Source organism: Pseudomonas sp. JQ36 (assembly GCF_053851495.1).
In genome coordinates this window covers 2,809,443-2,833,889 of sequence record NZ_CM132642.1, presented here as the reverse complement: position 1 = coordinate 2,833,889, position 24,447 = coordinate 2,809,443, and the positions used below count along the sequence as shown (strand labels likewise).

Sequence of the window (24,447 nt, the reverse complement as noted above, 5' to 3'; positions counted from 1 at the left end):
GTGACTTATGAAACCGGTACCCAATAGTTTCGAACGCAAAATCATGCTCAAGGCATCGCGTTCTTATGTCTGGCGCGCATTGGTCGATGCCGAGGCGTTTGGCCAGTGGTTTGGTGTAGCGCTGGAGGACAGGCGGTTCATTGCCGGGGAGTGGACGCAAGGGCAGGTCACGTATCCAGGTTATGAACACGTGTTGTGGAACGTGCTCGTCGAGCGGGTCGAGCCACAGCAGTTGTTTTCGTTTCGCTGGCACCCGTACGCGGTCAATCCAAAGATCGACTATTCACAGGAGCCGACGACGCTGGTCAAGTTCGAGCTGCAGGATTACGAGGGCGGCACTTTGCTCAAAGTGTCTGAGTCCGGCTTCGCGCACATTCCCGATGTGCGGCAGAAGGAGGCGTATTACATGGACAGCCGTGGCTGGGAGGAACAGCTGAGTCGACTTGAAAAGTTTCTCGCTGAAAGCGCCAAGACCCGCGAGCATGACGGTGACTGACTGCGCAGTCTTCGAACCCTGGTTGCAACGCTGGGCGCTGGTGCCGGACGGTGAGCCGATCATCACCCCCGGCAGCCGTCTGTTGCCGGTGCGTTTTGGCGACACGCCGGCCATGCTCAAGGTTGCGCTGGATACCGACGAGCAATTCGGTAATCGACTGATGACTTGGTGGAACGGTGAGGGCGCAGCGCAGGTACTGGCCCATCATGAGGAAGGTTTGTTGCTGGAACGGGCCATGGGCCGGCGTTCGTTGATGCACATGGCGCTCAACGGTGAAGACGACGAAGCCACGCAGATCATGTGCACGACACTAGCGCGCTTGCATGCGCCGCGCCCGACGCCGCCACCGCCGCTGGTGGAGCTGGCACCGTGGTTCGCCTCGCTGCGCGTGGCCGCGGCCGAACATGGCGGGACCTATGCCCTGAGCCTGCGAGCGGCTGAAGCCTTGCTCGCAGATCCGCAGGACGTGGTGGTGCTGCACGGTGACATGCACCACGACAATGTTCTCGATTTCGCTGCACACGGCTGGCTCGCTATTGATCCCAAACGAATACGCGGCGAGCGCGGTTATGACTACGCCAACCTGATCTGCAACCCGGACTTGCCGACGGCTGGCGATTCACAGCGATTGCGCCGGCAGGTCGAGGTGATCGTCGAGGCGTCCGGGCTTGATCGCCGACGCTTGCTGCAATGGGTGCTGGCGTTTGCCGGATTGTCGGCCGCCTGGTTCCTGGAGGACGATGCGCAGCAACAGGCTGCCGAACAGCTGCAGGTCGCGCAAATCGCCGCTTGCCTGCTGGATGACTGAGAGGGCTAAGGGTTTACGGAAGGGCTTCTATAGCGAATGTCTTACACGCGGTGGTAGCTTTTGCGACTATTGCCGATTGGATCCACCGCGTAATCTACACCCATCAACTGAGACACAGGGAGTGTTTCAGGATCACGGATGATCGACCATAGCAAGGATCGCTGCCGACAGGGAGTCGATAATGGTCTTGGGAAAAACCCGCTTCGGCGGGTTTTTTTTCGCCTGTAGAAAAGTACATCACCCTGTAGGAGCTGCCGCAGGCTGCGATCTTTTGATCTTACTTTTGAAAGCCAAAATCAAAAGATCGCAGCCTGCGGCAGCTCCTACAGGGAAACGTGTTTTCAGGAAGCAATCAGTTGGCGCAACACGTAATGCAGAATCCCGCCGGACTTGAAGTACTCCACCTCATTCAATGTATCGATGCGGCACAGCACCTCGATTTTCTCTTGGCGCCCGTCTTCACGGGTAATCACCAGATTCAGGTTCATGCGCGGCGTCAGCTCGACGCTGGTCAGGCCCTGAATATCCAGGGTTTCCTTGCCAGTGAGGTTCAGGCTTTTGCGGTTCTGATCGAGCTTGAACTGCAGCGGCAATACGCCCATGCCCACCAGATTGGAACGGTGGATGCGCTCGAAGCTTTCGGCGATTACCGCTTTGACCCCCAACAGATTGGTGCCTTTGGCGGCCCAGTCGCGGCTGGAACCGGTGCCGTATTCCTGACCGGCGATCACCACCAGCGGCGTGCCCGAGGCCTGATAACGCATGGCGGCATCGTAAATCGGCATTTTCTCGCCAGTCGGAATGTAGATCGTGTTGCCGCCTTCTTCGCCGCCGAGCATTTCGTTACGAATGCGGATGTTGGCAAACGTCCCGCGCATCATCACTTCATGGTTGCCACGCCGTGAGCCGTAGGAGTTGAAGTCCCGCGGCTCCACGCCTTTCTCGCGCAGATAGCGCCCGGCCGGGCTGTCAGCCTTGATGTTGCCGGCAGGGGAGATGTGGTCAGTGGTCACCGAATCGCCCAGCAGCGCCAGAACTCGCGCGCCTTTGACGTCGGTGATCACCGGCAACGGGCCGGAAATATCGTCGAAGAACGGTGGATGCTGGATGTAGGTCGAATCGTCCTGCCACACATAGGTGGCGGCCTGCGGCACCTGGATCGCTTGCCATTGCTCGTCGCCGGCAAACACTTCGGCGTATTCCTTGTGGAACATCGCGGTGTTCACCTGATTCACCGCCTCGGCGATTTCCTTGCTGCTCGGCCAGATGTCGCGCAGGTAAACCGGATTGCCTTGCTGGTCGTTACCCAGCGCTTCAGTGCTGATGTCGGTGCGCACGCTGCCGGCCAAGGCGTAGGCGACCACCAGCGGTGGCGAGGCCAGCCAGTTGGTCTTGACCAGCGGATGCACCCGGCCTTCGAAGTTGCGGTTGCCGGAGAGCACCGACGCCACGGTGAGGTCAGCTTTCTGAATGGCTTTCTCGATCGGTTCCGGCAGTGGCCCGGAGTTGCCGATGCACGTGGTGCAGCCATAGCCGACCAACGAAAAGCCCAGTTGATCGAGGTATTGCGTCAGCCCCGCCGCCTTATAGTAGTCGGTGACCACTTTCGAACCGGGTGCCAGCGAACTCTTGACCCACGGCTTGCGGGTCAGGCCTTTCTCCACGGCTTTTTTCGCCAGCAGACCCGCCGCCATCATCACGCTCGGGTTGGAGGTGTTGGTGCACGAGGTAATCGCTGCGATCACCACCGCACCGTTTTTCAAGCGATAGGTCTGGCCCTCGTACTCGTACTCGGTTTCGCCGACCAGATCGGCGTTGCCCACGGCCACGCCACCGCCACCCTCGCTTTCCAGACGGCCTTCTTCCTTGCTGGTGGGTTTGAATTGCAGGTCCATGAAGTCACTGAAGGCTTGCGCGACGTTCGGCAGCGAGACCCGATCCTGCGGGCGCTTTGGCCCGGCAAGGCTGGCTTCGACGCTGCCCATGTCCAGCGCCAGGCTGTCGGTGAACACCGGTTCCTGACCGGGCAGGCGCCACAGGCCCTGAGCCTTGGTGTAGGCCTCGACCAGTTTCACCACTTCGGCAGGGCGACCGGACAGGCGCAGGTATTCGAGGGTTACGTCATCGACCGGGAAAAAGCCGCAGGTCGCGCCGTATTCCGGGGCCATGTTGGCGATGGTTGCGCGGTCGGCCAGTGGTAGGTCGGCGAGACCGTCACCGTAGAATTCGACGAATTTGCCGACCACACCTTTCTTGCGCAGCATCTGCGTGACGGTCAGCACCAGGTCAGTGGCGGTGATACCTTCCTTGAGTTTGCCAGTGAGTTTGAAACCGATCACTTCCGGAATCAGCATCGACACCGGTTGGCCGAGCATCGCCGCTTCCGCCTCGATCCCGCCGACGCCCCAGCCGAGTACGCCGAGGCCGTTGATCATGGTGGTATGGGAGTCGGTGCCGACCAGGGTGTCGGGGAAGGCGTAGGTGCGGCCGTCCTCATCCTTGGTCCACACCGTGCGCCCGAGGTATTCGAGGTTGACCTGGTGGCAGATGCCGGTGCCCGGCGGCACCACGCTGAAGTTGTCGAAGGCGCTCTGGCCCCAGCGCAGGAACGCGTAGCGCTCGCCGTTGCGCTGCATCTCGATGTCGACGTTCTGTTCGAAGGCGCTCGGGGTGGCGAATTTGTCGACCATCACCGAGTGGTCGATCACCAGATCCACCGGCGACAGCGGGTTGATTCGCTGCGGATCACCGCCGGCCTTGGCCATGGCGGCGCGCATCGCGGCGAGGTCGACCACGGCGGGTACCCCGGTAAAGTCTTGCATCAATACCCGGGCCGGGCGGTACTGGATTTCCCGGTCGGAGCGGCGCTCCTTGAGCCAGGCAGCAATGGCCTTGAGGTCGGCGCCGGTGACAGTTTTTTCATCTTCCCAGCGCAGCAGGTTTTCCAGCAGGACTTTCAGCGACATCGGTAGCTGGTCGATATTGCCAAGGCTCTTGGCGGCATCGGGCAGGCTGAAATAGTGGTAGGTCTTATCGTCGATTTGTAGAGTTTTAAGGGTCTTCAGACTATCGAGGGACGGCATTACGATCACTCCTTTGAGTCCGCACGGCTACGGACGGAGGGGACGGGCAGAGCTATCAACGTAGCCCTGTTTTCAGTAGCTGGCTAATAACTGGACTCTATGGGCAAGTCCAAGGTTCCGACATCGGCTATCATGCGCCGGTTTTCGTGACAGGCTTTGCTTCACCGCAAGGCTTGAGCAGCGTGCAGGGGCCGAATGTCCGCCCTCTGCCCAGGAGTAAGAATGAACACCCTATTCATGCATTGCCGGCCAGGCTTCGAAGGCGAAGTCTGTTCGGAGATTTCCGACCTCGCCGCCCAACTCAATGTCGCCGGTTACGCCAAGGCCAAACCGGCCACCGCGTACGCCGAGTTTGTCTGCAGCGAAGCCGATGGTGCCGAACGGCTGATGCGCGGCCAACGATTCGCCGAATTGATTTTCCCGCGGCAATGGGCGCGGGGCGTTTTCATCAATCTGCCGGAAACCGACCGCATCAGCGTGATCCTCGAGCACATGGCGGACTTCCCGGTCTGCGGCAGCCTGTGGCTGGAAGTGGTCGACACCAACGACGGCAAAGAGCTGTCGAACTTCTGCAAGAAATTCGAAGGCCCGCTGCGCAAGGCGCTGACCGGCGCCGGCAAACTGGTGGAAGGCGAAAACAAGCCGCGCCTGCTGCTGACCTTCAAAAGTGGCCGCGAAGTGTTCCTCGGCATGGCCGATGCCGGCAACTCGGCGATGTGGCCGATGGGTATTCCGCGCCTGAAGTTTCCGCGCGAGGCACCCAGCCGTTCGACGTTGAAACTGGAGGAGGCCTGGCACCACTTCATCCCGCGTGATCAGTGGGACGAGCGCCTGCACAGCGACATGACCGGTGTCGACCTCGGCGCGGCGCCGGGCGGCTGGACCTGGCAATTGGTCAACCGCGGCATGCTGGTGACTGCCATCGACAACGGCCCGATGGCTGAAAGCCTGATGGACACCGGACTGGTGCAGCACTTGATGGCCGACGGTTTCACCTTCAAGCCCAAGCAACCGGTGGACTGGATGGTCTGCGACATCGTCGAGAAGCCGGCGCGTAACGCGGCGATGCTTGAAGAGTGGATCGGCGACGGCCACTGCCGCGAAGCAGTGGTCAACCTCAAGCTGCCGATGAAGCAGCGTTATGCCGAAGTGAAGCGCTTGCTCGAACGCATCGCCGATGGCTTCAAGGCGCGCGGGATCAAGGTCGATATTGGTTGCAAGCAGCTGTATCACGACCGCGAGGAAGTGACCTGCCATTTGCGTCGGCATGACATCAAGAAAGCCAAATCCCGCTAAGTCACCACTAAACCCTGTGGGAATGATCTCTGGTGAGGGGATTTATCCCCGATGGGATGCAGCGCATCCCCAGCCTTTGGGGCCGCTTCGCGACCCATCGGGGATAAATCCCCTCGCTACAGATGACTGAGCACCCGGCAATGCGCGACAATGCCGGCCAGTTTCAGGAGTTAATCATGAGTGAAATGATCGATACCCCGGTCGACGGCACCCTCGATGCCACCGGTCTCAATTGTCCGGAGCCGGTGATGATGCTGCATCAGCACATCCGTGACCTGGTGCCTGGCGGCTTGCTCAAGGTGATCGCCACCGATCCCTCGACCCGTCGCGACATTCCCAAGTTCTGTGTGTTTCTCGACCATGAACTGGTGGGCCAGCACGAAGAGGCCGGTACTTATCTGTACTGGATCCGCAAAAAACAAGCCTGACCCTCAGGCAAACGCAAATCCCAATGTGGGAGCGGGCTTGCCCGCGAAGGCGGTGTGTCAGTCACTGAAGATGTCGACTGAAACACCGCTTTCGCGAGCAAGCCCGCTCCCACATTTTTGTCCTGCGTAAGGGGTTTAGCCGGCGCTGCGACTGATCCGAATACGTTTGCGCGCACTGCGGGTCAGGCGGATCGACAGCATCAGCGCTGCACAGCTCAAACCAACGATCAAACCCTGCCACAAGCCGCTCGGGCCACGCGGTTCGCCGAGCCAGTCGGTCAGACCGAGCGCGTAACCCACCGGCAGGCCGATGCCCCAGTAGGCGAACAAGGTCAGAATCATCGTTACCCGGGTGTCCTGATAACCGCGCAGCGCGCCGGCGGCGGTGACCTGGATTGCGTCGGAAAACTGGAACAGCGCCGAGTACACAATCAGCATTGCCGCAATGTGGATCACCGTCGGATCGGCGGTATAGATCGATGCAATCGGCTCGCGCAGCAACAGCATCATGCTCGCCGAAATACAGGCGTAGGCCAGCGCAGTGCCCATGCCGACACCGGCGGCAAAACGTGCTTCACGCGGCTCTTCACGACCCAGTGCCTGGCCGACGCGTACGGTCACCGCCATGCCCAGCGAATACGGAATCATGAACACCAGCGAGCTGACGTTCAGCGCGATCTGATGCCCGGCCACCACGGTGGCGCCAAGGCTGCCGATCAGCAGGGCGATCACCGCGAAGATGCTCGACTCGGCAAACACCGCGATGCCAATCGGCAGACCGATCGCCAGCAGACGCTTGATCACCGCCCATTGTGGCCAGTCGAAGCGGCTGAAGATTTCACTCGAACGATAGGCCGGCGCCCAGCGCTCGTAACCCGCCAGACCCAGCGCCATGACCCACATCACGATGGCCGTGGCCCAGCCGCAGCCAACGCCGCCCATGGCCGGTACGCCGAAATGGCCATAGATGAAGATGTAGTTCAGCGGAATGTTCAGCGCCAGACCGCACAGGCCCAGCACCATCGCCGGGCGGGTACGGCCAATGCCGTCACTGGTGCAGCGCAGCACGTGATAGAACGCCACCGCCGGCAGGCCGCTGGCAATGCCGTGCAGGTATTGCATGCACGGGCCGATCAGCTCGGGATCGACCTTCATCAGGTGCAGTACCGGTTCGGCGGCGACCAGCATGCACGTGGCGATCAGGCCGACCACCAGCGCCAGCCACAGCGCCTGACGCACGATCGGGCCGATCTCGCTGTGGGTGCCGGCGCCGAAACGCTGAGCGACTTTCGGCGTGGTGGCCAGCAGGGTGCCGGTCATCAGCAGAAACACCGGGACCCAGATCGAGTTGCCCAGCGCTACCGCCGCCAAATCTTTCGGCCCGACGCGGCCGGCCATCACCGCATCGACGAAGCCCATCGCGGTAGTCGCCAGTTGCGCGATGATGATCGGCAAGGCCAGGGCGAGCAGGTTCCTGAACTCCAGGCGAATTCGCGCGGGGCGGGTGAGTGAGGCAGCGAGAGGTTGATCAGTAACAGAATTCACAGGCAAAGCGTCCACAGGTGTTGATGCGCAAGGCGCCGCATTCTACGCCGCTGACGTGACAGTCAGGAAAAATCCTCTGTTGCGGATTTGTAATCATCGATGCGATCCACTGTAGCGAGGGAGCTTGCTCCCGCTGGGGTGCGAAGCGGATCTGGAATCATCCGGCGTGGTGGATCAGGAAAATCCCGATTGCAGACTTTCCGCCTGTTGTGCAGTCGAGCGGGAGCAAGCTCCCTCGCCACAGTGCAGTCTGCGCTGGCTCAACGGTGGATCTGCACCTAAACTGCCGATCCCCCCAAGGAGCCCGCCATGCTGATTGTTGCCGACGAAAATATCCCGCTGCTCGATGCCTTTTTTGCCGGTTTCGGCGAGATCCGCCGGGTGCCGGGCCGTTCCATCGACCGTGCGACGGTCGAGCAGGCCGATGTGTTGCTGGTACGTTCGGTGACCAACGTCAACCGCGCGTTGCTTGAAGGCAGCAAAGTGCGTTTCGTCGGCACGTGCACCATCGGTACCGATCATCTGGATCTCGATTATTTCAATGAGACCGGCATCAGTTGGTCCAGTGCGCCCGGATGCAATGCGCGGGGCGTGGTCGACTACGTGCTCGGCAGCCTGATGACTCTGGCAGAAATCGAAGGCGTTGATTTGCCGCAACGTACGTACGGTGTGATCGGTGCCGGTGAAGTTGGCGGGCGGCTGATCAAGGTGCTCAAAGGACTGGGCTGGAATGTCAAAGTCTGCGATCCGCCGCGTCAGGCGGCCGAGGGCGGCGATTATGTGAGCCTCGAGCAGATCATCGAGCAGTGCGACGTGATCAGCCTGCACACGCCGCTGACGCGCACCGGCGAAGGCGCGACCTGGCACCTGTTCAACGAACAGCGTCTGCAACAGCTCAAACCTGGTACCTGGCTGATCAATGCCGCCCGTGGCCCGGTGGTGGATAACGCTGCATTGCGCAAAGTGCTGCTGCAGCGCGAAGACCTGCAAGCGGTGCTTGATGTTTGGGAAGCCGAGCCTGAAGTCGATGTCGCCCTCGCCGAACTCTGCGTGCTGGCCACGCCGCACATTGCCGGCTACAGCCTCGATGGCAAGCAACGCGGGACGGCGCAGATTTATCAGGCCTATTGCGAATTTATCGGTCAACCACCGAGCATCCAGCTCAGTGACCTGCTGCCGGCACCCTGGCTGTCAGAAGTGAACCTGCACGCCGACAGCGATCCGGCCTGGGCGCTGGCGATGTTGTGCCGTGGCGTGTACGACCCGCGCCGCGATGACGCGGATTTTCGCCGCAGTCTTGTAGGCAATGTCGCTGAACAGCGTGCAGCGTTTGACGTGTTGCGCAAGCAATATCCGGTACGACGCGAGATCGAGGGGCTGAAGGTGCGGATCGACGGTGATTCGCCGGTGTTGCGCAAGATTGTGGCGGCGCTGGGGGCGGTGGCTGTCTGAAAATCCTGTAGGAGCTGCCGAAGGCTGCGATCTTTTGATCTTGCCTCTGAGAAACAAAATCAAAGGATCGCAGCCTTCGGCAGCTCCTACACAGGAGAGAACGGCAGGCAGAAAAAACCCGGCCAAATGGGGGCCGGGTCAGGAAGACGGTGGCTATATCACTTTTGTTCGGCAGGCTTGACCAATCGCTTGTCCAGTTCGCGACATGCGTCCTGGATCATGTCTTCGGTGATCGGTACCTCACGCCCATCCTTGTCAATAATCGAGCAACCCAGAGGTTGGCCGGGTTTGGTGCGGATCACTTCAATTTTGTCTTCGCTGCTGTGTTGCAAGGACATGGCCTGTCTCCTCATCAGGTTGTGCACGTAGATTAAAACCGCCACGTGACCAGGCTGTGACAACACCCTCAGGGTCTGTCAAAAGCGGCATCTCCAGTCCAACAGAAATGACCGCTCGTCTCAACCGGGACATTAGACCAATAGCAACTATGGCCTAGTCTTTGGGGGCATATTTAACCTGACTCATTGTGATTTACAGAGTTCCGCCCCATAGAAGGTTTAGGCTAGCCCTTTCACCAACACGGATGTGTACCTGAATGATCTCGAAGCTTTCTTCCCGGCACCGTCGAGCGCTGAGTCTGACCAGCCGGTTTCTGGCGCCTTATCGTTGGCAAGTCGGCGCTGCGCTGCTGGCGCTGATCGTCACCGCGGCCGTGACTTTGTCGATGGGGCAGGGGATCAAACTGCTGGTCGATCGGGGTTTCATGACCCAGTCGCCGCACCAGCTGAACCAGAGCATCGGCATCTTCATGCTAATGGTGCTGGGCCTGGCGATCGGCACGTTTGCACGGTTTTACTGGGTGTCGTGGATCGGTGAGCGCTGCGTGGCGGATATTCGGCGCGAGGTCTTCAACCATCTGGTGTACCTGCATCCCGGGTTCTATGAAAACAACCGCAGTTCGGAGATTCAGTCACGACTGACCGCCGACACCACGTTGCTGCAATCGGTGATCGGCTCGTCACTGTCGATGTTTCTGCGCAACCTGTTGATGGTGATCGGCGGGGTGGTGCTGCTGTTCGTGACCAACCCGAAACTCACCAGCATCGTGGTGATTGCCTTGCCGTTCGTGGTCGCGCCGATTCTGATTTTCGGTCGGCGCGTGCGCAATCTGTCGCGGCTGAGCCAGGATCGGGTCGCCGACATCGGCAGCTATGTCTCCGAGACCCTCGGTCAGATCAAGACCGTGCAGGCCTACAACCATCAGGTGCAGGATGAGCGGCGTTTCGCCACAACCGTCGAGGACGCGTTCGACACCGCGCGCAAAAGGATTTTTCAGCGTTCCTGGATGATCACCGTGGTGATCGTGCTGGTGCTCGGCGCGGTGGCGGTGATGTTGTGGGTCGGCGGCATGGACGTGATTGCCGGGCGCATTACCGGTGGTGAACTGGCGGCGTTCGTTTTCTACAGCCTGATCGTGGGCAGCGCGATCGGCACGTTGAGCGAGGTCATTGGCGAATTGCAGCGTGCGGCGGGTGCCGCCGAGCGCATCGCGGAACTGCTCAGTTCGCAGAACATCATCCAGCCACCGACTATCGGACTGGTGACGTTGCCAGAACGGATCAAGGGCGAACTGCAATTGCAGAATGTGCGCTTTTCCTACCCGTCACGTCCGGACAGCTACGCCGTCAACGGCCTCAGCCTGACCATCAGGGCCGGCGAGACTCTGGCCCTTGTCGGGCCATCCGGGGCCGGCAAGTCCACGGTGTATGACTTGCTGTTGCGCTTCTACGACCCGCTTGAAGGGCGGATTCTGATCGACGGTGTGCCGCTGACCAGCCTTGATCCCCTGGATCTGCGCCGCAATTTCGCTCTGGTCTCGCAATCGCCTGCGCTGTTTTTCGGCAGCGTCGAAGAGAATATTCGTTACGGCAATGCGGGCGCGACACTGGAGCAGGTCAAGGAAGCGGCGAGAATTGCCCACGCCCATGACTTCATCGAGAAAATGCCCAACGGCTATCAGACCCATTTGGGTGACGCTGGCCTCGGACTTTCCGGCGGCCAGCGTCAACGCCTGGCGATCGCCCGCGCGTTGCTGGTGGATGCGCCGATTCTGCTGCTGGACGAAGCCACCAGCGCCCTCGATGCGCAGAGCGAGCACCTGATCCAGGAAGCCTTGCCCAGCCTGATGCAGAACCGCACCACACTGGTGATCGCGCATCGCCTGGCCACGGTCAAGAACGCCGACCGGATCGCGGTGATGGATCAGGGCAGCTTGGTGGCGATCGGTACGCATCAGGAGTTGATCGTAAGCAATCCGTTGTATGCGCGGCTGGCGTCGTTGCAGTTCAATGATGGGCATGCGGTGGCGGTGTAGAACTGCCCCAGGCGTTTGCTGAAGACAAAAAAATGCCCGCATCGATTGATGCGGGCATTTTTCATTTCAGGTATTCAGCACCTGTCATTGATCATCAAAATACCGCTCATGCCAATCCACCAGCGGCTGCGGCGAATTGAGCTTCTGCCCGTAGATCACCGAGTACGACAGCACGTTCTGCACGTACTGGCGGGTTTCGTCGAACGGGATGCTTTCCACCCACACATCGAAGCTCAGGTGATCGGCACCGCGCAGCCACTGGCGCACACGGCCGGGGCCGGCGTTGTAGGCGGCGGAGGCGAGCACGCGGTTGCCGTTGAACTGGCTGTGCACCTGGCTCAGGTAAGCGGCGCCGAGCTGGATGTTCTTGTCCGGATCAAGCACTTGCTGCGGCGAGGCCAGCGGGATGCTGAACTTGCGCGCGGTTTCCTTGGCAGTGGCGGGCATCAATTGCATCAGACCGCTGGCGCCGACGCCGGAGCGGGCGTCGTCCATGAAGGCGCTTTCCTGACGAGTGATGGCGAACACCCAGCTCGAATGCAGGCCACGCGTTTTGGCTTCACGCACCAGGGTGTCGCGGTGGGCCATCGGGAAGCGGATATCCAGATCATCCCAGTATTGCGCCTGACTGATGGTGCGGATGGCCGGGAAGTACCATTTCAGGTCGTAGGCCAATTTGGCCTGGGCGACCATTTCGTCACGATTGAAATGGCGACTGACGTGATACCACTCGCGGCGCCCGTCGACGATCTGCCCACGCGCATGGAATTCCAGCGCGCGGCGTACGCCCGGGGTGTTGCGCACCTTGTTGATCAACGCTTGGCTGAGGACCAGCGGCTTGTTGTTCAGCGAGTACGGCGATTGCGAGCGGTCGGCGGCGAGGAAACCGTAGAAGTCACGTTCGCGCGCAAGGTTTTTGTAAAGGGTCTGTGCTTCCGGGTTTTGTGGCTGGGCCAGTTCCAGACTGCGCGCCTGCCAGTAGCGCCAGCGGTTGGTGGTCGCCAGATCCTGCGGCAGGCGTCGGGTCAACTGATAGGCATCGTCCCAGCGTGCCAGGCGCAGCAGCAGACGCAGGCGCCATTCGGACACGGTGTTGTCGCGCAGTTCCGGATCGTACTTGGTCATCACGTCCAGCGCGCGGCTGTCGAAACGCCGGGCCAGGGTCAGGCCGATTTCCCGGGCGATCGCGACTTTCTCGTCACGGGAGAAATGCATGCTGCTCGCGTATCCGTCGAGCAGCGCCATGGCCTTGTCCGGATCCTGACGGGCGAGGCGGCGCAGGCCGAGACTGACCACGTCGGACATCGGCTCGTCGGCCGGGGTGAAGCGCGATGGTTGATTGAGCAGCTCGGGTTTTTGCGCGACATCCACCAGCAGCCGACCGCGCGGGGCGAGGGTGGTCAGGCCGTTGATCAGGCTGTTGGCCAGTGGATAGTTACGCGCCTGGGCGGCGAGTTTGGTGCGTTCCCAGCGTTTCTGTTCGGTCAACTGGCCGTCGGCGGCCCAGATCCCGAACAGCCCGTCACAGGCGACCGGTTGCGATTTGCCGGTCAGCCACAGTTTGTCGGCGTTGGCATAGCCCTCGGCCTTGTGGCCACTGCTGATCTGGTACTGCGCATTGAGGCAGTCCAGCTCGGTGAAGTTGAGTTTCGGATCGTAATACTTGGTGAAGGTCGCCCAATCGCCACGGTCGGCGAGCCAGCGCAACCAGCGCAGCTTCATCCAGTTGGCCTGGGGCAGGTCGCCGTGCTCGGCGAGGAACTTCTCGATTTCGGCGTTGCTCGCGGTTTTCAGACGCGCGGTCAGTTCGTCGTAGGCCAGATACGGTTCCAGCGGGTAATCGGCGAGGGCCTGGCTGTAACGGAAGTACGGGCCGGTATCGCCCTTGGCCAGGGCGCGTTTGGCTTCATCGTAATACTGGCGTTGGGTGGACAGGTCCACCGCCTGGGCGGATTGAGCGGCAGCGGCGGTAAGTAGCAAACAGGACAAGACACTGAAAAGGCGACTGCGCATGAGACATCCGGGCAGAGAAATCATGACAAGCACCGGCCGCGGCCAGCACTGAATTGTCTGTAGCTTAGCCTTTTGCCAGCAACGGGCGAAAGCTTTGCCGGTCCCGCAGCACAAGTTCGCAACAAATGTTGTGCAGAGTGCTTCGGCAGACAAATTGCCGGCCTGCTGAGAGCCTGAATCAGGTAGAATGCGCGCCCGGTTTTTGGAGAAGCTCATGACCCTGCTCAAATTCAGCGATGTGTCCCTTGCATTCGGCGCGATGCCGTTGTTGGACAAGGTGTCCTGGCAGATCGCCCGTGGTGAGCGGGTGTGCATCATCGGCCGCAACGGCACTGGCAAATCCAGCATGATGAAACTGGTCAAGGGCGACCAGAAGCCCGATGACGGCTCGGTGTGGCGTGCCCCCGGTCTGAAAATCGGCGAATTGCCGCAAGAGTTGCCAGTGGCCGACGGGCGGACCGTATTCGACGTGGTTGCCGAAGGCCTCGACGGCGTTGGCGCCTTGCTCGCCGAATATCATCACCTGAGCCAGAACATCGTCACCGACGCCGATCTGGACAAGCTGATGCACGTCCAGCACGACCTCGAAGCCCGTGACGGCTGGCGCTTGCAGACCCTGGTCGACAGCACCCTGAGCCGCTTGCAACTGCCGGCCGACAAGACCCTCGCCGAATTGTCCGGTGGCTGGCGTCGTCGCGTGCTGCTGGCGCAGGCATTGGTGTCCGAACCGGATCTGCTGCTGCTCGACGAGCCGACCAACCACCTGGACATCGGTGCGATTGCCTGGCTCGAAGAAGCCCTTAAGGATTTCCAGGGCGCCGTGCTGTTCATCACGCACGACCGTTCCTTCCTGCAGAACCTCGCCACGCGCATCCTCGAACTGGATCGCGGTGGCCTGATCGACTGGAACGGCGATTACGCCAGCTTCCTCGTGCACAAAGAGGCCGCGCTGGCCGCTGAAGAAACCGCCAACGCGCTGTTCGACAAGCGTCTGGCTCAGGAAGAAGTGTGGATCCGTCAGGGTATCAAGGCTCGTCGGACCCGTAACGAAGGCCGTGTGCGCGCCCTGAAAGCCCTGCGTGTTGAGCGCAGCGAGCGTCGCGAGCGTACCGGCAAGGCGAATATCCAGCTGGAAACTGCCGACAAGTCCGGCAAGCAAGTGATGGTGTTGGAAAATGTCAGCTTCCATCACCCGGACGGTCCGTACCTGATCAAGGACTTCTCGATGGTCCTGCAGCGCGGCGACCGTATCGGCCTGCTCGGCGCCAACGGTACCGGCAAGACCACCCTGCTGAAGCTGATGCTCAATGGACTGCAACCGACCAGCGGCAAAGTGGAAGAGGGCACCCGGATTGACGTGGCCTACTTCGACCAGTTGCGCCATCAGCTGGATCTGGAAAAGACCGTGATCGACAACGTCGCCGAAGGTCGCGACTTCATCGATATCGACGGCCAGAGCCGCCACGTCCTGAGTTACCTCGGTGACTTCCTGTTCAGCCCGCAGCGTGCGCGTACGCCGGTCAAGGCACTGTCCGGTGGTGAGCGTGCGCGCTTGCTGCTGGCCAAACTGTTCAGCAAACCGGCGAACCTGCTGGTACTCGACGAACCGACCAACGACCTCGACGTGGAAACCCTCGAGCTGCTCGAAGAAGTGCTGCTGACCTTCAACGGCACTGTGCTGATGGTCAGCCACGACCGGGCATTCCTCGACAACGTGGTCACCAGCACCCTGGTCTTCGAAGGTGAAGGCAAGGTGCGGGAATACGTCGGTGGCTATCAGGACTCGATTCGTCAGGGCGGCTCGCCGCGCCTGCTGGGCGTGACCGAGAGCAAGTCGGGCAAGGCTGACCTGAATTCGGCGGTGGTCACCGCTGAGCCAGCCGTAGTTGCCGCACCTGCCGCTGCCGCACCGGCAGCCAAGAAGAAGCTGAGCTACAAGCTGCAGCGCGAGCTGGAAGCGTTGCCGGGTGATATCGATGCCAAGGAGCAGCAGATCGCGGCCGTCGAGGCTGAAATGGCCGAGGCCGGTTTCTATCAGCGTCCGCCGGCAGAGACGGCCAAGGTGATTGCTTCGCTGGAGCAATTGCAGGCTGAGCTGGATGCGCTGGTGGAGCGTTGGGCCGAGCTGGATGCCTGATTGATCCGGTAACAAAAAAGCCCGACGCTCAGTGATGAGCGCCGGGCTTTTCATATACGGGTATCGGTGAAAATTCAATGTGGGGGCGGGCTTGCTCGCGGAAGCGATGTGTCAGGCAGCATTAATGTTGAATTCAACGCCGCCTTCGCGAGTAAGCCCGCTCCCACAGGTTTTTGTGTTTCAGCGTTTGATCAGGTGCACCGCCAGCACATCGCAAGGTGCGCCGTGCAGCACGTCGTTGGCCGTAGAGCCCAGCAACAGTGCCAGACCGTGCCGGCCATGGCTGCCGACCACGATAAGATCGCACGTGTTTTCCTTGGCGAAATGATGGATCTCCTGACGTGGCTGGCCATAGGTCAGGTGGCAATTGGCGCCTTCGAGCTCGGCATATTTGGCTTTCAGGCGCTCAAGACGCTCCTTGGCCTGATCGAACTGCTGCTGTTGCAGTTGTGACAGATCCATCGGCACATCGCCGCCGAACGCCATGGCCATCGGTTCGACGATATGCACCAGCGACAGCTTGGCGCCATTGCTCTTCGACAGCTCGCGGGCGCGGTGAATCACAGGGTCGCACTCTTCGGTCAGGTCTACGGCGACCAGGATATGGTTGTAGGGCATGAGGTGCTCCTCGTGACGGTTCGATATTGTTAAGTATGGCTGGTTTCAAGCGCATTGGTTCCAAAGTGACACAATGCGCTCACCTTAAGTCGGGAGTAGAGATATGACGGTCTGGTTGGTGGTGTCAATCCTGCTGGTGGTTTTGAGTCCACTGGCATGGTTGCGCCCGTCGCGCGTGCAGAGTGGCCGAATGGCTCTGCGTATGGAGGCGCGCCGCATCGGGCTGGCCATGCAGCTGGCGCCTCAGGAGTGGCCGCACTGGCTGTCTCAGGAGCCGCCCAGTCCGTGTGCGCAATATCATCGACCACGGCGTGGCACCCAGCCCGCTTGCTGGACCTACTGGCAGAAATCGCCGGGTGTGTGGGTCAATCAGTGGCAGGAGGTCTGCGAGGACCGCCTGCTGCTCGATCATTTCGAAAAGTTGCCGGGCAACGTGTTCAAGGTCGAGGCCGACAAGCAGATGATCGCCTTGTACTGGGGCGAGAAGGGCGAAGCCACGGTTTTGCAGGATATCGACGCGACTCTGAAAGCGCTGGCTTGACCCGCGGACTTTTCCCACTGCAAGGGTGGGGAGCGTCCGGCAGACGAGCAATAAAAAGCCCGACATGATTCATCGGGCGGGGTTGGCCAGGCAGGCCGGTAACTGTTTTTTATCGCTGACTCGGCTGTTTACGGGCAGCGACTTTCCCTGTAGTCCCGCCAGCGTAGCCTGTTAAACAGGGCTCGTCAGGAATTAGGGCGACTTTTCTAACTATTGATTCTATGAATGGCTTTGCATGCACCTGCGTGTTGCGGATCTGTGTGCAACGGAAATGACCACAAAGTCGCATTTCAACCCGTATTTTGGGCGATTGACAATTGTTGGAAATTCCGTGAAGGTGACGTACCCAAATCAAACGGGCGTATGAATTGAGCGTTTGTCTTACAGACTGCTCCTACAGAATCCCGACTATCGCGTTGGCGGGTGTGCCGGGTGGATTGGCGTCAGCATCGACGAAAAAGCGTCCTGCCGAGCCGTTTACCTGCGTCCGACGTGTACTGTTCAGCTTCCATATCGTGGAGATCAGTTGATGATTTACGAAGGTAAAGCCATCACGGTTAAAGCTCTTGAAAGTGGCATCGTCGAATTGAAATTCGACCTCAAGGGTGAGTCCGTCAACAAGTTCAACCGTCTTACCCTGAACGAACTGCGTCAGGCCGTGGACACCATCAAGGCAGATGCTTCGATCAAGGGCGTGATCGTCAGCAGTGGCAAGGACGTGTTCATCGTCGGCGCCGACATCACCGAATTTGTCGACAACTTCAAGCTGCCGGATGCCGAGCTGGTTGCTGGCAATCTCGAAGCCAACAAGATCTTCAGCGATTTCGAAGACCTCAACGTTCCGACCGTGGCCGCGATCAACGGCATCGCCCTGGGTGGCGGTCTGGAAATGTGCCTGGCGGCGGACTACCGCGTCATGTCGACCAAAGCCAAGATCGGTCTGCCGGAAGTCAAACTGGGCATCTACCCAGGCTTCGGCGGTACCGTGCGTCTGCCACGTCTGATCGGCGTCGATAACGCCATCGAGTGGATTGCCGCTGGCAAGGAAAACCGTCCTGAAGACGCGCTGAAAGTCAGCGCCGTCGACGCCGTGGTTGCTCCGGAGAAGCTCCAGGAAGCTGCCCTTGAACTGATCAAGCGCGCCATCTCCGGCGAGTTCGATTACAAGGCCAAGCGTCAGCCAAAACTTGAAAAACTCAAGTTGAACGCCATTGAACAGATGATGGCTTTCGAAACCGCCAAAGGTTTCGTGGCAGGGCAGGCTGGCCCGAACTACCCGGCGCCGGTTGAAGCGATCAAGACCATCCAGAAAGCCGCGAACTTCGGTCGCGACAAGGCGCTGGAAGTTGAAGCTGCAGGTTTCGTCAAACTGGCCAAGACCTCTGCCGCGCAGAGCTTGATCGGTCTGTTCCTGAACGATCAGGAACTGAAGAAAAAGGCCAAGGCTTACGACGAAATCGCCAAGGACGTGAAGCAGGCTGCCGTGCTCGGCGCCGGCATCATGGGCGGCGGTATCGCCTATCAGTCGGCCTCCAAAGGCACGCCGATCCTGATGAAGGACATCAACGAACACGGTATCGAGCAGGGTCTGGCCGAAGCCGCCAAACTGCTGGTTGGCCGCGTTGACAAAGGCCGCATGACCGCCGCGAAAATGGCTGAAGTGCTCAACGGCATTCGTCCGACCCTGTCCTACGGCGACTTCGGTCACGTCGATCTGGTTGTTGAAGCCGTGGTCGAGAACCCGAAGGTCAAGCAAGCGGTACTGGCTGAAGTCGAAGACAAGGTCAAAGAGGACACCATCCTCGCGTCCAACACCTCGACCATTTCCATCAGCCTGCTGGCCAAGGCCCTCAAGCGTCCGGAAAACTTCGTCGGCATGCACTTCTTCAACCCGGTGCACATGATGCCGCTGGTGGAAGTGATCCGTGGCGAGAAGTCCAGCGAGCTGGCGATTGCCACCACCGTTGCCTACGCCAAGAAAATGGGCAAGAACCCGATCGTCGTCAATGACTGCCCGGGCTTCCTGGTCAACCGCGTTCTGTTCCCGTACTTCGGCGGTTTCGCCAAACTGGTCAGCGCCGGTGTGGATTTCGTCCGCATCGACAAGGTCATGGAAAAATTCGGCTGGCCGATGGGCCCGGCGTACCTGATGGACGTGGTCGGCATCGACACCGGTCACCACGGTCGTGACGTGATGGCTGAAGGTTTCCCGGATCGCATGAAGGATGACCGTCGCTCGGCCATCGACGTGCTCTACGAAGCCAAGCGTCTGGGCCAGAAGAACGGCAAGGGCTTCTACGCCTACGAGGCCGACAAGAAAGGCAAGCAGAAGAAGGTGGCCGATCCGTCGGTGCTGGAAGTGCTCAAGCCGATCGTTTACGAGCAGCGCGAAGTCACCGACGAAGACATCATCAACTGGATGATGATCCCGCTGTGCCTGGAAACCGTGCGTTGCCTGGAAGACGGCATCGTTGAAACCGCGGCCGAAGCCGACATGGGTCTGGTTTACGGTATCGGTTTCCCTCCATTCCGTGGCGGTGCGCTGCGCTACATCGATTCGATCGGTGTTGCCGAGTTCGTTGCCCTGGCTGACCAGTACGCTGATTTGGGCGCGCTGTACCACCCGACCGCGAAGCTGCGCGAAATGGCCAAAAACGGCCAGAGCTTCTTCGGTTAAGCGCCCCCAACTAGAGTGAGAGTGAACTTATGAGCTTGAATCCTAGAGACGTCGTGATTGTCGACTTCGGTCGTACTCCGATGGGCCGCTCCAAGGGCGGCATGCACCGCAACACCCGCGCCGAAGACATGTCGGCGCACCTGATCAGCAAACTGCTGGAACGCAACGCCAAGGTCGATCCTGCTGAAGTCGAGGACGTGATCTGGGGCTGTGTGAACCAGACCCTGGAGCAGGGCTGGAACATCGCGCGCATGGCGTCGCTGATGACCCAGATTCCGCACACCTCGGCCGGTCAGACCGTCAGCCGTCTGTGCGGCTCGTCGATGAGTGCCCTGCACACTGCAGCGCAAGCGATCATGACCGGCAACGGTGACGTATTCGTGGTTGGCGGCGTCGAGCATATGGGCCACGTGAGCATGATGCACGGTGTCGATCCGAACCCGCACATGTCGCTGTACGCGGCGAAAGCCTCGGGCATGATGGGCCTCACCGCTGAAATGCTCGGCAAGATGCACGGCATCACTCGCGAACAGCAGGACGCCTTTGGCGTGCGCTCCCACCAGCTCGCCCATAAGGCGACGCTGGAAGGCAAGTTCAAAGACGAAATCATCCCGATGCAGGGCTACGACGAAAACGGCTTCCTGAAGCTGTTCGACTACGACGAAACCATTCGTCCGGAAACCACTCTGGAAAGCCTGGCGGCCCTCAAGCCTGCCTTCAATCCAAAGGGCGGCACCGTGACTGCCGGTACTTCGTCGCAGATCACCGATGGTGCTTCGTGCATGATCGTGATGTCGGCGCAGCGTGCGCAGGATCTGGGGATCCAGCCGATGGCCGTGATCCGTTCGATGGCAGTGGCGGGTGTGGATCCGGCAATCATGGGCTATGGTCCAGTGCCGGCTACACAAAAAGCCCTGAAGCGTGCGGGTCTTGGCATCAACGATATCGACTTCTTCGAGCTCAACGAAGCTTTCGCTGCACAGGCCCTGCCAGTGCTGAAAGATCTGAAAGTACTCGACAAGATGAACGAGAAGGTTAACCTGCACGGCGGCGCGATCGCCCTGGGTCACCCGTTCGGTTGCTCCGGTGCCCGTATCTCCGGCACTTTGCTGAACGTGATGAAGCAGAATAGCGGCACCTTCGGGGTGGCCACTATGTGCATTGGTCTCGGCCAAGGCATCTCCACCGTCTTCGAACGCGTTTAAGCGTCTCGTCGATGGAAGCCGGGGCCAAGTGCCCCGGTTTTTGTTTTTGCGGATTTATTTTTGTATTTATTTTGAAAAAATTTGAGTGAGGGCCGAAGCATGCCGATACAACCTGGGCTCTACCAACATTACAAAGGTCCGCGGTACCGCGTATTCAGTGTTGCGCGGCATTCCGAGACCGAAGAAGAAGTGGTCTTTTACCAAGCCCTGTATGACGATTACGGCTTTTGGGTACGCCCATTGAGCATGTTCGTCGAGTCGGTCGAGGTTGACGGCGAGCAGGTGCCACGCTTTGCTTTGGTGCAAGCCGAACCGAGCCTTTTTTCCAAGCCATGAGGCGAGTGCGCACGCAACCCTGTGCTTGACCTCACCTTGTAGCCACTATATATAGCGGTGCCGCGTCAGGCGCCAACCGCCTTTCACTTCTAGAATTCAGGAATTTTCTGATCCATGGGCAAATCGCTGGTCATTGTGGAATCCCCGGCTAAGGCCAAGACCATCAACAAGTATCTGGGCAACCAATACGTGGTGAAGTCGAGTATCGGCCATATCCGAGACCTGCCCACCAGCGGTTCGGCTAGCGCCAGCAAAGAGCCAGCCGCCAAGCGCGGCAAGGCTGCCGCGGGCGAAGGGCCGGTGCTCACGCCGAAAGAGAAAGCGCGCAAGCAATTGGTCTCGCGCATGGGTGTCGATCCGGAGCATGGCTGGAAAGCCCAGTACGAGATCCTCCCGGGCAAAGAGAAGGTCATCGAAGAGCTGCGCCGGCTCGCCAAGGATGCTGACACCATCTATCTCGCAACCGACTTGGATCGCGAGGGGGAAGCCATTGCCTGGCACCTGCGCGAAGCCATTGGTGGTGACGACAGCCGTTACAAGCGCGTGGTGTTCAACGAAATCACCAAGAAGGCGATTCAGGAAGCCTTCTCCGAGCCGGGCGAGCTGGACATCGATCGTGTAAATGCCCAGCAGGCGCGTCGTTTCCTCGATCGCGTTGTGGGCTACATGGTCTCGCCGTTGCTGTGGGCCAAGATCGCCCGTGGCCTGTCGGCTGGTCGCGTGCAATCGGTTGCGGTGAAGCTGGTGGTCGAGCGTGAGCGCGAGATCCGTGCGTTCAACCCGGAAGAGTACTGGGAAGTGCACGCCGACCTCGGCACCGCCAAGGGCTCGACCGTACGTTTCGAAGTGGCGCGCGAGAAGGGTGAAGCCTTCAAACCGCTGAACGAAGCCCAGGCCACGGCCGCGCTGGAGAAGCTCAAATCCTCCAGCTACAGCATCGTCAAGCGCGAAGACAAGCCGACCAGCAGCAAGCCGTCGGCGCCGTTCATCACGTCCACCCTGCAACAGGCCGCGAGCAACCGCCTGGGCTTCGGCGTGAAGAAAACCATGATGATGGCCCAGCGTCTGTACGAAGCCGGCTACATCACTTATATGCGTACCGACTCGACCAACCTTTCGGCCGATGCCGTGGCGATGGCGCGCACTTACATCGAAGACGAGTTCGGCAAGAAGTACCTGCCGGAAACGCCGAACGTCTACAGCAGCAAAGAAGGCGCACAAGAGGCTCACGAAGCGATTCGTCCTTCCGATGCCAACACCACGCCAAGCAAGCTTGCAGGCATGGAGCGTGATGCGGAGCGCCTCTACGAGCTGATCTGGCGCCAGTTCCTCGCTTGCCAGATGCTGCCGGCGCAATACCTGTCGACCACCGTCAGCGTTGCCGCTGGCGACTTCGAGCTGCGTGCCAAGGGCCGCATCCTCAAGTTCGACGGTTACACCCGCGTTCTGCCGCAAATCACCAAGCCTGGCGACGACGATGTTCTGCCGGACATGGCGCAGGGCGACGCGATGAAGCTGATCAAGCTCGATCCGTCGCAGCACTTCACCAAACCACCGGCCCGTTACTCGGAAGCCAGTCTGGTGAAAGAAATGGAAAAACGCGGCATCGGTCGTCCTTCGACCTATGCGGCGATCATTTCGACCATTCAGGATCGCGGTTATGTGACTTTGCACAACCGTCGTTTCTATTCGGAAAAGATGGGCGACATCGTCACCGAGCGTCTGTCGGAGAGCTTCTCGAACCTCATGGACTACGGCTTCACCGCCGGCATGGAAGAGAACCTCGATGATGTGGCTCAGGGCGAGCGCGACTGGAAAAACGTGCTGGACGAGTTCTATGGCGACTTCAAGAAGAAGCTCGAAGTAGCCGAGAACCCGGAAAGCGGCATGCGTGCCAACCAGCCGGTCATGACTGATATTCCATGCACTACGTGCGGCCGTCCGATGCAGATCCGTACTGCATCGACCGGCGTGTTCCTCGGTTGCTCGGGTTACAGCCTGCCACCGAAAGAGCGCTGCAAGGCCACCGTCAACCTGGTACCGGGCGACGAAATCGCAGCGGACGACGAGGGTGAGTCGGAATCGCTGGTACTGCGCGGCAAGCATCGCTGCCCGATCTGCAGCACGGCGATGGATGCTTACCTGCTCGATGAAAAGCGCAAGCTTCACATCTGCGGTAATAACCCGGATTGCGCCGGCTACGAAATCGAAGAGGGCAACTACCGCATCAAGGGCTACGAAGGTCCGAGCCTGGAATGCGACAAGTGCGGTAGCGAGATGCAGCTCAAGACCGGTCGTTTCGGCAAGTTCTTCGGTTGCACCAACCCGACCTGCAAGAACACCCGCAAGCTGCTGAAGAGCGGTGATGCGGCGCCGCCGAAGATGGACCCGGTGAAGATGCCTGAGCTGAAATGCGAAAAGGTCAACGACACCTACATCTTGCGCGATGGTGCTTCGGGTCTGTTCCTGGCGGCCAGCCAGTTCCCGAAAAACCGTGAAACCCGTGCTCCGCTGGTGATCGAGATTTTGCCGCACAAGGACGAGATCGATCCGAAGTACCACTTCCTCTGCGAAGCGCCACAGAAGGATCCTGATGGTCTGCCAGCGGTCATCCGCTACAGCCGCAAGACCAAGGAGCAATACGTGCAGACCGAGGTCGACGGCAAGCCTACCGGCTGGAAAGCGTTCTACGATGGTGGCAAGTGGACTGTTGAAGACAAGCGCACGAAAGCCAAGGCTGAGTAAGCGTTAGCCTGATCCACAAAAGGCCGCATGATGCCCCTCGGGTTTTCATGCGGCCTTTTTGTTTTGTGCTTGCGGTGGGATCGGCTGATCCATGACACTGTCGGGTCTGTGTGACGCAATTATTTCGCTGTGGAGACTGCCGGCATGGCGCACGAACTCTATACCCGCACCAATCAGAAGATCTATTTCGCCGGTCTGTCGCTTGAAGCTCTGGCTCGCGCCGAAGAGGGGCGGGCGATGAATTCGTTGGCGTTGATTCAGGCTGGACGTGAGTCGGCGTTGTTTCACCTCTACGGCGCGCTGTTGGGGCTGTGCCATGAGATCGCTGGTTTCTATCGTCTGCCTCAGGCCAATGCGTCGCGGGCCGAAGCGTTACTGACTGGCGAAGTCCTGGAATCGATTGCGATCCCTGAGCTGGCCGAGATGGTGGAGCTGGCCGGCAACCCTGAAACCTGGCTGGCGAAATTGTTGGCGGAGCACTCGGCGTTGTTCCTGCCGCCACGGGCACCACGCAAGCCCAAGGGTGATGTGACGCAGCCATTGATTCAGGCGGTTAATCTGGATGAAGAAGAGGCGCCACAGGAGTTAAGTCGCGAAGAGCTGGAGAGCTGGCGGCAGAATCTCAAAGGTCTGGCCATCCGCTTTCGCGAAGGCTTGAACGAATGCTGACGGCAATTGGCGCGGTGGCAATCT

Annotated in this window: 18 protein-coding genes; 13 read left to right on the top strand and 5 right to left on the bottom strand. The window is 59.9% G+C overall.

Annotation, left to right across the window (positions count from 1 at the left end; genetic code table 11):
* The first annotated feature begins 7 nt into the window (after positions 1 to 7).
* Together ACS4NR_RS12625 and ACS4NR_RS12620 are read left to right on the top strand one after the other, a co-directional pair.
* Positions 8 to 496 (top strand): SRPBCC family protein, encoded by a 489-nt coding sequence (locus ACS4NR_RS12625; RefSeq protein ID WP_456020276.1) that lies wholly within the window; start codon positions 8 to 10, stop codon positions 494 to 496.
* A complete protein-coding gene (locus ACS4NR_RS12620) occupies positions 483 to 1,304 on the top strand; it encodes an aminoglycoside phosphotransferase family protein (protein ID WP_456020275.1) in 822 nt (273 codons plus the stop codon). The genes ACS4NR_RS12625 and ACS4NR_RS12620 overlap by 14 nt, the downstream gene beginning before the upstream one ends.
* 341 nt (positions 1,305 to 1,645) lie before the next feature.
* On the opposite strand, the gene acnA is transcribed toward ACS4NR_RS12620, so the two are convergent.
* Positions 1,646 to 4,387 carry an aconitate hydratase AcnA gene (gene acnA, locus ACS4NR_RS12615; RefSeq protein ID WP_456020274.1) on the bottom strand — a complete coding sequence of 914 codons (2,742 nt, stop codon included), beginning with the start codon at positions 4,385 to 4,387 and terminating at the stop codon, positions 1,646 to 1,648.
* A 222-nt stretch (positions 4,388 to 4,609) separates the two neighbouring features.
* Here acnA and rlmM point away from each other — a divergent pair, with 222 nt between their 5' ends.
* Together rlmM and tusA are read left to right on the top strand one after the other, a co-directional pair.
* The gene (gene rlmM / locus ACS4NR_RS12610) at positions 4,610 to 5,683 is read left to right on the top strand and encodes a 23S rRNA (cytidine(2498)-2'-O)-methyltransferase RlmM (RefSeq protein ID WP_456020273.1); all 1,074 of its coding nucleotides are present in this window, start codon (positions 4,610 to 4,612) and stop codon (positions 5,681 to 5,683) included.
* Positions 5,684 to 5,859: 176 nt separating this feature from the next.
* Entirely contained in the window at positions 5,860 to 6,111 is a 252-nt protein-coding gene (tusA, locus tag ACS4NR_RS12605; RefSeq protein WP_003226616.1) for a sulfurtransferase TusA, read from the top strand.
* Positions 6,112 to 6,246: 135 nt separating this feature from the next.
* Here tusA and ACS4NR_RS12600 read toward each other — a convergent pair whose 3' ends face one another.
* The gene (locus ACS4NR_RS12600; RefSeq protein ID WP_166497694.1) at positions 6,247 to 7,656 is read right to left on the bottom strand and encodes an MATE family efflux transporter; all 1,410 of its coding nucleotides are present in this window, start codon (positions 7,654 to 7,656) and stop codon (positions 6,247 to 6,249) included.
* A gap of 309 nt (positions 7,657 to 7,965) precedes the next feature.
* Between ACS4NR_RS12600 and pdxB the strand changes: the two genes are divergently transcribed.
* Positions 7,966 to 9,108 carry a 4-phosphoerythronate dehydrogenase PdxB gene (gene pdxB / locus ACS4NR_RS12595; RefSeq protein WP_456020272.1) on the top strand — a complete coding sequence of 381 codons (1,143 nt, stop codon included), beginning with the start codon at positions 7,966 to 7,968 and terminating at the stop codon, positions 9,106 to 9,108.
* A 158-nt stretch (positions 9,109 to 9,266) separates the two neighbouring features.
* Here the strand turns inward: pdxB and ACS4NR_RS12590 are convergent, their stop codons facing one another.
* Positions 9,267 to 9,446: a PA1571 family protein gene (locus tag ACS4NR_RS12590; RefSeq protein WP_095140025.1), complete on the bottom strand. Its 180-nt coding sequence runs from the start codon at positions 9,444 to 9,446 to the stop codon at positions 9,267 to 9,269.
* A gap of 257 nt (positions 9,447 to 9,703) precedes the next feature.
* On the opposite strand from ACS4NR_RS12590, the gene ACS4NR_RS12585 reads away from it, so the two are divergent.
* Complete coding sequence (locus ACS4NR_RS12585) at positions 9,704 to 11,482, top strand: ABC transporter transmembrane domain-containing protein (RefSeq protein ID WP_095140026.1); 1,779 nt, start codon at positions 9,704 to 9,706, stop codon at positions 11,480 to 11,482.
* A gap of 84 nt (positions 11,483 to 11,566) precedes the next feature.
* Here the strand turns inward: ACS4NR_RS12585 and ACS4NR_RS12580 are convergent, their stop codons facing one another.
* Positions 11,567 to 13,495 carry a transglycosylase SLT domain-containing protein gene (locus tag ACS4NR_RS12580; protein WP_456020271.1) on the bottom strand — a complete coding sequence of 643 codons (1,929 nt, stop codon included), beginning with the start codon at positions 13,493 to 13,495 and terminating at the stop codon, positions 11,567 to 11,569.
* A gap of 214 nt (positions 13,496 to 13,709) precedes the next feature.
* On the opposite strand from ACS4NR_RS12580, the gene ACS4NR_RS12575 reads away from it, so the two are divergent.
* The gene (locus ACS4NR_RS12575) at positions 13,710 to 15,632 is read left to right on the top strand and encodes an ATP-binding cassette domain-containing protein (protein WP_456020270.1); all 1,923 of its coding nucleotides are present in this window, start codon (positions 13,710 to 13,712) and stop codon (positions 15,630 to 15,632) included.
* Positions 15,633 to 15,812: 180 nt separating this feature from the next.
* On the opposite strand, the gene ACS4NR_RS12570 is transcribed toward ACS4NR_RS12575, so the two are convergent.
* On the bottom strand, positions 15,813 to 16,250 hold the full coding sequence (locus tag ACS4NR_RS12570; protein WP_095140028.1) for a universal stress protein: 438 nt from the start codon (positions 16,248 to 16,250) through the stop codon (positions 15,813 to 15,815).
* A gap of 103 nt (positions 16,251 to 16,353) precedes the next feature.
* Here ACS4NR_RS12570 and ACS4NR_RS12565 point away from each other — a divergent pair, with 103 nt between their 5' ends.
* From ACS4NR_RS12565 to ACS4NR_RS12540, 6 genes are all read left to right on the top strand, one after another.
* Positions 16,354 to 16,791: a hypothetical protein gene (locus ACS4NR_RS12565; RefSeq protein WP_027611444.1), complete on the top strand. Its 438-nt coding sequence runs from the start codon at positions 16,354 to 16,356 to the stop codon at positions 16,789 to 16,791.
* A 529-nt stretch (positions 16,792 to 17,320) separates the two neighbouring features.
* Positions 17,321 to 19,468, top strand: a complete 2,148-nt coding sequence (gene fadB / locus ACS4NR_RS12560; RefSeq protein WP_024013640.1) for a fatty acid oxidation complex subunit alpha FadB — start codon at positions 17,321 to 17,323, stop codon at positions 19,466 to 19,468.
* Between the two features lie 29 nt (positions 19,469 to 19,497).
* A complete protein-coding gene (fadA, locus tag ACS4NR_RS12555; protein WP_166497691.1) occupies positions 19,498 to 20,673 on the top strand; it encodes an acetyl-CoA C-acyltransferase FadA in 1,176 nt (391 codons plus the stop codon).
* 99 nt (positions 20,674 to 20,772) lie between these two features.
* On the top strand, positions 20,773 to 21,009 hold the full coding sequence (locus ACS4NR_RS12550) for a DUF1653 domain-containing protein (RefSeq protein WP_095140030.1): 237 nt from the start codon (positions 20,773 to 20,775) through the stop codon (positions 21,007 to 21,009).
* Positions 21,010 to 21,123: 114 nt separating this feature from the next.
* Positions 21,124 to 23,754, top strand: coding sequence for a type I DNA topoisomerase (gene topA, locus ACS4NR_RS12545; protein WP_095140031.1), 2,631 nt, complete (start codon positions 21,124 to 21,126; stop codon positions 23,752 to 23,754).
* A gap of 144 nt (positions 23,755 to 23,898) precedes the next feature.
* A complete protein-coding gene (locus ACS4NR_RS12540; RefSeq protein WP_456020269.1) occupies positions 23,899 to 24,423 on the top strand; it encodes a DUF6586 family protein in 525 nt (174 codons plus the stop codon).
* Positions 24,424 to 24,447: the final 24 nt, after the last annotated feature.